Source organism: Mesorhizobium sp. M7A.F.Ca.US.006.04.2.1 (assembly GCF_004022915.1).
Classification (GTDB): Bacteria; Pseudomonadota; Alphaproteobacteria; order Rhizobiales; family Rhizobiaceae; genus Mesorhizobium; species Mesorhizobium ciceri.
The window spans coordinates 1-4,131 of record NZ_RZQA01000585.1; the positions used below are offsets into that span (position 1 = coordinate 1).

Below are 4,131 nucleotides of genomic sequence, written 5' to 3' on the forward strand. Positions count from 1 at the left end.
GCTGCTGTCCGAGGCCGACAAGATCGAGATCCTGCTGGTCGGCATGGGCAGGGATCTTCGGCCGTTGCCCGCTGCATTGCGGGCCGCGCTGAAGGCCGCCGGCATTGCATCCGACCCGATGTCGACGGGTGCCGCGGTGCGGACCTACAATGTCCTTCTGGCGGAAGAGCGCGCCGTGGCTGCCGCGCTCATTGCCGTCGATTGATATGCCTCGAAGCGCTGAAATCGTCATGGACGCGGTGCGTGCCGCCGACCATGATCGCTATCTGACCGCGCTCTACGCGCCGGACGGCAAGCGCTACGCGCTGTTTTCGCTCTACGCCTTCAACGCGGAGATATCAGGTATTCGCGATCGCATCCATGAGGCGCTACCGGGCGAGGTGCGGCTGCAATGGTGGCGCGATGTCATTGCCGCCGGCGGCGAGGCCGGCGCCGGCCATCCCACTGCCGAAGCCGTGAACGCTACGATAGCGACGTTCGGCCTGCCGAAGCCGGCCTTCGAGAACATGCTCGATGCGCGCATCTTCGACCTCTACGACGACCCGATGCCGTCGCGCACCGATCTGGAAGGCTATTGCGGCGAGACGGCCGCAGCACTCATCCAGCTTGCGGCGATGGTGCTCGACCCCGGCGAGGCGCCGCGCTTTGCCGAACTGGCGGGCAGGGCAGGCTGCGCACAGGCGATGACCGGCCTGCTGCTGCTGTTGCCGCTGCACCGCCAGCGCGGACAATGTTTTGTCCCGGCCGACATTCTGGCGGCAGCGGGATCGTCGCCGGAAGAATTCGTCACCGGCGACGGCGGACCCGGCGCCAAACGCGCGGTGGCGGCGATGATGGCGCTGGCACGGGAACATCTTTCCGCCTTCGAGCAAGGCGCACCGGCTCTCCCGGTCTCGCTGCGCCCGGCATTCCTGCCACTTGCCCTGTCACGCGCCTATCTCGGCAAGATGGAGAATGGCTCGCCGCTCGAAGGCGTGGCGCGGCTGTCGGCCTTGCGCCGGCATTGGCTGCTGCTGCGTCGTGCGAGCAGGGGCTGGCCTGCTCTTTGACGTAAACGTCAATCATGTTAAGACGTCCCCGCGCCAAACTGTTGCCGAAGACAACAGACCGGCTCGGAGGAGATGAATGAGCTTACCCATATTGGTGGCGATCGTTACCTTCGGCATCGCACTGTCGGTTGCGGCGGTGCATTTCACCGGCGGCAGCAAGACGGCGACGCTCAGTGGCACCGATCAGGCAGTGAGCCGATTCGCCGAGGATTTTCCCGACGAGATCGTGGCGGCGGTCCGCCTGACAGCAGATGCCGGGACCGCGTTCCTGGATATCGGGCGAGGGCGCTTCGGGATCGTTCACAGCGTAGGCGACTGCTTCTTGACCCGCATCGTCACGCCTCAAGATGTCACGATTTTGGACGCTGGAGACGGGAATACGGTCTCGCTGCGGCTCGCCGATTTCACCTGGAAGGGCGGCCGCTTCCGCTTTGCCAGCGCAACGGATGCGCAAGGCTTGCTGAAGGCGCTTGAGCCGCAGAGTTTCGGCGGAGAGGCGGCATGATGGACGACTACAATTTTCCGCAGGTCACTCAACTGGCCATCCCGTTCTTCGTTGTCGCGATCCTGATCGAGCTTTGGTTGGTGCGCACCGGCCGTGCCAAGGGTTCGTTCGAAACGCGCGACACATTGACCAGCCTGATGATGGGTACCGGCAATGTCGTTGCCGGGCTGCTGCTTGGCGTCGTGTCCTACTGGGCGTTGCTGTGGCTCTGGCAGTTCCGCGTCTTCAATCTCGGCCTGTCGATCTGGATTTTTCTGGTGGCCTTCCTGCTCGATGATCTGCGCTACTATTTCTATCACCGCATCGCGCACCGGGTGCGCTGGGTTTGGGCCGAACACGTCAACCACCATTCCAGCCAGCACTACAATCTGTCGACAGCGCTGCGGCAGAGCTGGACGGGCCTGTTCACCTTCATGTTCATGCTGCAGGCGCCGCTGGTGCTGCTCGGCTTCCACCCGGCGGTGATTGCCTTCACCTTCGGCTTCAACCTCGTCTGGCAGTTCTGGATCCACACCGAGACCATCGGCAAGATGTGGGGCTGGTTCGAGTTCGTCTTCAACACGCCCTCACACCACCGCGTCCATCACGCCACCAATCCGCGCTACCTCGACGCCAACTATGCCGGCACGCTGATCATCTGGGACCGCATGTTCGGCACCTTCGTCGGGGAACTGGAAGAAGACCGGCCGCGCTACGGCATCGTCAGGAATCTCGGCACCTTCAATCCGCTGAAAGTGGCATTCCATGAATGGATCGGCATGTTCAGGGATGCCTTTGCGCCCGGTCTGACCTTGAGCGATCGCCTGAACTATCTGATCAAGCCGCCCGGCTGGAGCCATGACGGCTCGCGCGAAACCTCGGAGAGTTTGAAGGCGGCCTATGTCAGGCGAAATCCGGGTGAGGCGGGAAAGCCGGGATTGCCGATGGCTGGTGTCGAGCCGGCTGAATAATATCGCCTCAGGATGGTTCGTTCGACCCGCCGTCGCGCATCAGCGTCTCATAGTCGCGACCGCCATAGAAGATGTTGACGATGCGGATGACATCGTTCTCGGTCAGGTGGTGATGACGGCGGAATGCTCGGAATGGGACGGGTCGTAATCCCCGAACGATATCGTCGCGCGAGCGACCGCCACGAGGCGCATTGCCGATACTCTGACAGCGCTCTTCTATCCGATCCACGAAACCGTTGGCGATGTTTTCGCTGCCGCTGCTCTCAAGGATGTAGGCGCCAATTGCTTCTAGATCGGAGATCGCGCTTTCGCTAAGAACGACGGCGGGACGCTGGATCATCGCTCTCCCTCGTCAGTTGCGAAATCCGGCTCTTTACCCGGTCGATCGCCTCATCGAGCGGAACAGCGGGTCTTTTGTCTTCGATCGACGCCTTCACCCGCGCCCTGATGGACGCCATGCGTTCAGCGTGCTCTTCCTCCTCGCGCTGGAAGGCAGGGCGGCGCGGATGACTTCACTGGCCGAACCGAAGGAGCCGTCTTCGACTTTGTCCCGGATCATGGGGTCCAATCAGAACGCGAAGCTGTTTATTCCGCCGCTTCGGCCGTTTCCGGTTGCGCCGGAAGTCCCAGCCAGTGCCGGCAATCAGCCTGCGCACGCGATGTGATGGCGTGCCGCTTGGCAACGGTCTTGTCCTTGCCGCGCATGCGTTTGCCCTCGGCCTTCGGAGCTTCGACGGGTGGGAACAGGCCGAAATTGACATTCATCGGCTGGAATGAGCGCTTTCCCGGCTCGTCATCGGAGACAATATGACCGCCGGTGATGTGGTTGAGCAGAGCGCCGAAGGCCGTGGTCAGCGGCGGCAGGGACGGAGCAAGGCCGAGCCGTTCAGCGGCGGCGAAGCGGCCGGCGAGCAGGCCGATCGCAGCGCTCTCGACATAGCCTTCGCAGCCGGTGATCTGGCCGGCGAAACGCAGGCCGGGCCGCGACTTCAGTTGCAGCGAAGCGTCGAGCAAGGTCGGCGAGTTGATGTAGGTGTTGCGGTGCAGGCCGCCGAGACGGGCGAAATCGGCGTTTTCGAGACCCGGTATAGTGCGGAAGATGCGCACCTGCTCGGCATGCTTCAACTTGGTCTGGAAACCGACCATGTTGTAGAGCGTGCCCAGCGCATTGTCCTGCCGCAACTGGACGACGGCATAGGCCTTTACCGTCGGATTGTGGGCATTGGTCAGCCCCATCGGCTTCATAGGCCCGTAGCGTAGCGTCTCGACACCGCGCTCGGCCATGATTTCGATCGGCAGGCAGCCGTCGAAATAGGGCGTGCCTTCCCATTGCTTGAATTCGGTTTTCTGGCCGTCGACCAGCGCTTGCACGAAGGCAAGGTACTGGTCCTTGTCCATCGGACAATTGATGTAGTCCTTGCCGGTGCCGCCTGGCCCGACCTTGTCGTAGCGCGACTGGAACCAGCAGGTATTCATGTCGATCGTGTCGAAATGGATGATCGGCGCAATGGCGTCGAAGAAGGCGAGCGCATCGGCGCCTGTCGCTTCCGCGATCGACTGGGCAAGCCCGGGGGCGGTCAACGGACCCGTGGCAACGATCGCCTGGTCCCAATCCGTAGGCGGCAGA

General features: G+C 62.7%; 7 protein-coding genes. 4 read left to right on the forward strand and 3 right to left on the reverse strand.

Annotated elements, in window-relative coordinates:
- The 4 genes from EN925_RS25795 to EN925_RS25810 all read left to right on the forward strand — a co-directional run.
- Window positions 1–205, forward strand: a 205-nt coding sequence (locus EN925_RS25795) for an MTH938/NDUFAF3 family protein (RefSeq protein WP_245487299.1), incomplete at its 5' end; no start/stop codon positions are given.
- A 1-nt stretch (window position 206) separates the two neighbouring features.
- Entirely contained in the window at window positions 207–1,049 is an 843-nt protein-coding gene (locus EN925_RS25800) for a phytoene/squalene synthase family protein (protein WP_164753889.1), read from the forward strand.
- A 94-nt stretch (window positions 1,050–1,143) separates the two neighbouring features.
- Window positions 1,144–1,554: a hypothetical protein gene (locus EN925_RS25805; RefSeq protein WP_337123853.1), complete on the forward strand. Its 411-nt coding sequence runs from the start codon at window positions 1,144–1,146 to the stop codon at window positions 1,552–1,554.
- Window positions 1,554–2,504 carry a sterol desaturase family protein gene (locus tag EN925_RS25810; protein ID WP_206519177.1) on the forward strand — a complete coding sequence of 317 codons (951 nt, stop codon included), beginning with the start codon at window positions 1,554–1,556 and terminating at the stop codon, window positions 2,502–2,504. The genes EN925_RS25805 and EN925_RS25810 overlap by 1 nt, the downstream gene beginning before the upstream one ends.
- Before the next feature lie 7 nt (window positions 2,505–2,511).
- Here EN925_RS25810 and EN925_RS25815 read toward each other — a convergent pair whose 3' ends face one another.
- The 3 genes from EN925_RS25815 to trmFO all read right to left on the reverse strand — a co-directional run.
- Window positions 2,512–2,844 (reverse strand): type II toxin-antitoxin system RelE/ParE family toxin, encoded by a 333-nt coding sequence (locus EN925_RS25815; protein WP_127368530.1) that lies wholly within the window; start codon window positions 2,842–2,844, stop codon window positions 2,512–2,514.
- A 93-nt stretch (window positions 2,845–2,937) separates the two neighbouring features.
- Entirely contained in the window at window positions 2,938–3,063 is a 126-nt protein-coding gene (locus EN925_RS41695) for a type II toxin-antitoxin system ParD family antitoxin (protein ID WP_224675324.1), read from the reverse strand.
- Window positions 3,064–3,089: 26 nt separating this feature from the next.
- Window positions 3,090–4,131 (reverse strand): methylenetetrahydrofolate--tRNA-(uracil(54)-C(5))-methyltransferase (FADH(2)-oxidizing) TrmFO (gene trmFO, locus EN925_RS25825; RefSeq protein WP_128337025.1); only part of this gene is annotated, 1,042 nt, incomplete at its 5' end.